The sequence below is a fragment of the Pseudomonas sp. PS01299 genome (assembly GCF_029960145.1).
GTDB lineage: Bacteria > Pseudomonadota > Gammaproteobacteria > Pseudomonadales > Pseudomonadaceae > Aquipseudomonas > Aquipseudomonas putida_A.
Map to the genome: position 1 here is coordinate 1 of NZ_JASCPO010000360.1, position 3,854 is coordinate 3,854.

General features: G+C 61.6%; 4 protein-coding genes and 1 pseudogene. 3 read left to right on the plus strand and 2 right to left on the minus strand.

Annotation, left to right across the window (positions count from 1 at the left end):
• Nucleotides 1-141: 141 nt before the first annotated feature.
• Nucleotides 142-888, minus strand: coding sequence for an NRDE family protein (locus tag QMX91_RS29585; protein WP_282413806.1), 747 nt, complete (start codon nt 886-888; stop codon nt 142-144).
• Nucleotides 889-1,018: 130 nt separating this feature from the next.
• Between QMX91_RS29585 and QMX91_RS29590 the strand changes: the two genes are divergently transcribed.
• The 3 genes from QMX91_RS29590 to QMX91_RS29600 all read left to right on the plus strand — a co-directional run bounded on the left by QMX91_RS29590 (nt 1,019) and on the right by QMX91_RS29600 (nt 3,732).
• Nucleotides 1,019-1,801 (plus strand): sulfite exporter TauE/SafE family protein, encoded by a 783-nt coding sequence (locus QMX91_RS29590; protein WP_027610537.1) that lies wholly within the window; start codon nt 1,019-1,021, stop codon nt 1,799-1,801.
• A 93-nt stretch (nt 1,802-1,894) separates the two neighbouring features.
• Nucleotides 1,895-2,710, plus strand: coding sequence for a prolipoprotein diacylglyceryl transferase (gene lgt / locus QMX91_RS29595; RefSeq protein ID WP_007965581.1), 816 nt, complete (start codon nt 1,895-1,897; stop codon nt 2,708-2,710).
• Nucleotides 2,711-2,760: 50 nt separating this feature from the next.
• Nucleotides 2,761-3,732 carry a thymidylate synthase gene (locus QMX91_RS29600; RefSeq protein WP_047596629.1) on the plus strand — a complete coding sequence of 324 codons (972 nt, stop codon included), beginning with the start codon at nt 2,761-2,763 and terminating at the stop codon, nt 3,730-3,732.
• A gap of 20 nt (nt 3,733-3,752) precedes the next feature.
• On the opposite strand, the pseudogene QMX91_RS29605 reads toward QMX91_RS29600, so the two are convergent.
• Nucleotides 3,753-3,839, minus strand: a pseudogene (locus tag QMX91_RS29605) (metal ABC transporter ATP-binding protein); the annotation flags it as partial.
• Between the last annotated feature and the right edge of the window lie 15 nt (nt 3,840-3,854).

The window sequence follows — 3,854 nt, forward strand, 5'->3', positions numbered from 1 at the left end:
AAGGTGGATGGCAGCTTTGCTCCCACTCGTGCTTTAAACACCGCGGACTCACAGCTTGCCATCCACCCCTCTCACCCCAGAGTTTATTCCTTTACTCAGACACAAGCGGGCTTGCTCGCGAAGGCGTCAGTTCAAACGCTGCTAAACAGCAATCTCCACCTCGCCCAAATGCCCGCCATACGGCCCAAAGCTGCGCTCGACCATTCGCCGCGTGCCGTCCGCCTGCACAATCAACGCCGTACTCGCCCGTGTGCCATAACTCTGGCTGGCAATGAACACACTCGACAGCAGTGACTCGGTCGCCAGCCCGACCCCGGTATCCGGCAGTTCGGCAAACGGCGCGGTCTGCGCATCGCTCAATAACTCGAGCAGTCGCGCAGGCTGCGGATCATCCAGCACCGCACTCAGTGCAGCCTTGGCCTTGAGCAACTTCGGCCACGGTGTATCCAGCCCGGCATTCGACAGCCCGTAAACCCCGGGTTGGAGCATCACCGGCTCGGACGTCCGCGCATTGAAGTGCCACAGCTCGTGGGCATTGCCCAACAGCAGGTTGAACCCGGCGTACTCCGGCGAGCGCGCGACCACATCGCTTAAATAATCATCAATCGACGCATCGCCCGTGAGAAACCGCGCCACCAGCTCGCCCCTTGATTTACGCGCCGGAGGCTGGTGTGGATCGCGGATATTGGTCAGCGCGGCGAAGCGCCCATTGGCGCCGATCCCCAGCCAGGTGCCGCCAGCCTCAAGATCGCGGCCGGCATGCACTTGCGGCGCGTCGGCCCATGGCGCCAGCGGCAGGCTCGGGCGGGCGTAGAACTCGTCACGGTTGGCCGCGACGATCAGCGGCTGGGCATGGCCCGGGCGCCAGGCGAAAACGATCAGGCACATAAGGTGGTCCTTGTGTGTTTTCTGCTCACTCTACGCAGTCGGCGTCCGTGCATCCATCGTCAGTGGAGCCAAAGGGCATGCATCCGTTACCATGCCGCTCCGGTTTTGGGGATGCGTCTGGGAGACGGTCATGGAATTTCTGCTCTATCTGGCGTTGGGCGCCTGTGCGGGCGTGCTGGCCGGGCTGTTCGGGGTGGGCGGCGGGATCATTATTGTCCCGGTGCTGGTGTTCAGTTTTACCTTGCAGGGTTTCGATCAGTCGATCCTTACACATCTGGCGGTTGGCACGTCGCTGGCGACGATCATCTTCACCTCGGTCAATGCCGTGCGCGAACACCACCGCCGTGGCGCGGTGCGCTGGCCGATCTTCATGTGGATGACCGTGGGTATTCTGCTCGGCGCCGGTTTTGGGGCGCTGACGGCCGAGGCGATTTCCGGGCCGAACCTGCAGAAGATCATCGGCGTGTTCGCCTTGGTGATTGCCGTGCAACTGGCGCTGGAGGTCAAACCCAAGGCCAGTCGAACGGTGCCGGGCAAACTCGGTCTGACCGTGGCCGGCAGTGTGATCGGCTGGGCCTCGGCGATTTTCGGAATCGGCGGCGGTTCGCTGACCGTGCCGTTCCTGACCTGGCGCAGCGTGCCGATGCAGCAGGCGGTGGCAACGTCGTCGGCCTGCGGTTTGCCGATTGCTGTGGCGAGTGCGTTAAGTTTCATGATTCTGGGCTGGCATGATCCGCTGTTGCCGCCGCATAGTCTCGGTTTTGTCTATTTGCCGGCGCTGCTGGGCATTGCCCTGACCAGCATGGTGTTCGCCCGTCTCGGCGCGCGCCTGGCCCACAGATTGTCGCCGCGCTTGCTGAAACGGCTGTTCGCCGCTTTGCTGTTCTGCGTGGGCCTGAATTTCCTGCTCTGATCCGCTGGGTCAGAACGGGCCGCAATCCTGGCTTAATCCTGAGGTGGCAGCGTCGCCCGGGAATTTTGGTTTCAACTCTAACGAGGAGTCGCAATGCTGCCTTACCCGCAGATCGACCCGGTGGCCCTGGCCATCGGTCCGCTGAAAATCCACTGGTACGGCCTGATGTACCTCGTCGGCATCGGCGGCGCATGGCTGCTGGCGTCGAGCCGGCTCAACCGTTTCGACCCGACCTGGACCAAGGAGAAGCTCTCCGATCTGGTGTTCTGGCTGTCGATGGGGGTGATTGTCGGTGGACGTCTGGGTTACGTGCTGTTCTATGATCTGAGCGCCTACATCGCCAACCCGACGCTGATTTTCGAAGTGTGGAAGGGCGGCATGTCGTTCCATGGCGGATTCATCGGGGTGATGCTCGCCGCGCTGTGGTTCGGCAAGCGTAACGGCAAGACCTTCTTCCAACTGATGGACTTTGTTGCGCCGATGGTGCCGATCGGTCTGGGTGCCGGGCGTATCGGCAACTTCATCAACGCCGAGCTGTGGGGCAAGCCGACCGACGTGCCGTGGGCGATGATCTTCCCGCCGTTCAGCGATCCGGCGCAGCTGCCGCGTCACCCGTCGCAGCTGTATCAGTTCGCGCTCGAAGGCGTGGCGCTGTTCCTGATCCTGTGGTTGTTCTCGCGTAAACCGCGTCCGACCATGGCCGTATCCGGCATGTTCGCGCTTTTTTACGGAATTTTCCGTTTTATTGTCGAGTTCGTCCGCGTTCCGGACGCGCAACTGGGCTACCTGGCCTGGAACTGGCTGACCATGGGTCAGGTGCTGTGCGTACCGATGATCGTCGGCGGTCTGTTCCTGATCTGGCTGGCCTATCGTCGTGCGCCGGCAGCGCCGCTCGCGCCGACCGCTTAAACTACGAACCCCGGCGCGCGACGCCGGGGCTCAAAGGACACAGGTAACTCATGAAGCAATATCTCGAACTGGTCTCGCACGTCATCCAGAACGGCACCAAACAGGCCAACCGCACCGGCATCAACACCATCAGTTTCCCGGGTGCGATGCTGCGTTTCGATCTGCAGGAAGGCTTTCCGGCGATCACCACCCGCAAGATGGCCTTCAAATCGGCCATCGGCGAGATGTGCGGTTTTCTGCGCGGCGTGAACAACGCCGCGGAATTCCGTGCGCTGGGCTGCAAGGTCTGGGATCAGAACGCCAACGAAAATGCGCAATGGCTGGCCAACCCGTTCCGTCAGGGCGAAGACGACCTCGGCGAAATCTACGGCGTGCAATGGCGCAAATGGCCGGCGTACAAGCAGATCCCGCTGAGCAACACTGCCGCCATCGAACAGACCCTGAGCAACGGCTACAAGCAGATCGCCCAGGGCGAAGAAGACGGCCAGGCTTATGTGGTGCTGTACAAAGCCATCGACCAGGTGCGCCAGTGCGTCGACACGATCATCAAGGATCCGGGCAGCCGCCGTATTCTGTTCCACGGCTGGAACGTCGCCCAGCTCGATGAAATGGCCCTGCCGCCATGTCATCTGCTGTACCAGTTCCACCCGAACGTCGAGACCAAAGAGATCTCCCTGACCCTGTACATCCGCTCCAACGACCTGGGCCTGGGCACGCCGTTCAACCTCACCGAAGGCGCCGCGTTGCTGAGCCTGATCGGTCGCCTGACCGGTTACACGCCGCGCTGGTTCACCTATTTCATCGGTGATGCGCATGTCTACGAGAACCACCTGGACATGCTCAACGAACAGCTCAAGCGCGAGCCGTTCGCCATGCCGAAACTGAAAATCTCCGACCGCGTGCCGGAGTTTGCCAAGACCGGTGTGTACCAGCCGGAGTGGCTGGAGCTGGTCGAGCCGAGCGATTTCTCGCTGGAAGGCTATGAGCACCATGCGCCAATGACCGCGCCAATGGCGGTCTAAAAACTTCACGCAATACCTGGTGGGAGCGGGCTTGCTCGCGAATGCGGTGTATCAGTTAACGATGATGTCGACTGACACTCCGTCTTCGCGAGCAAGCCCGCTCCCACATTCGGTTCTGGGTT

Excerpts from the sequence above, each read along its gene's own strand:
- lgt (WP_007965581.1), top strand. The coding sequence starts at position 1,895 with ATGCTGCCTTACCCGCAGATCGACCCGGTGGCCCTGGCCATCGGTCCG.
- QMX91_RS29600 (WP_047596629.1), top strand. The coding sequence starts at position 2,761 with ATGAAGCAATATCTCGAACTGGTCTCGCACGTCATCCAGAACGGCACC.
- QMX91_RS29590 (WP_027610537.1), top strand. The coding sequence starts at position 1,019 with ATGGAATTTCTGCTCTATCTGGCGTTGGGCGCCTGTGCGGGCGTGCTG.
- QMX91_RS29585 (WP_282413806.1), bottom strand. The coding sequence starts at position 888 with ATGTGCCTGATCGTTTTCGCCTGGCGCCCGGGCCATGCCCAGCCGCTG.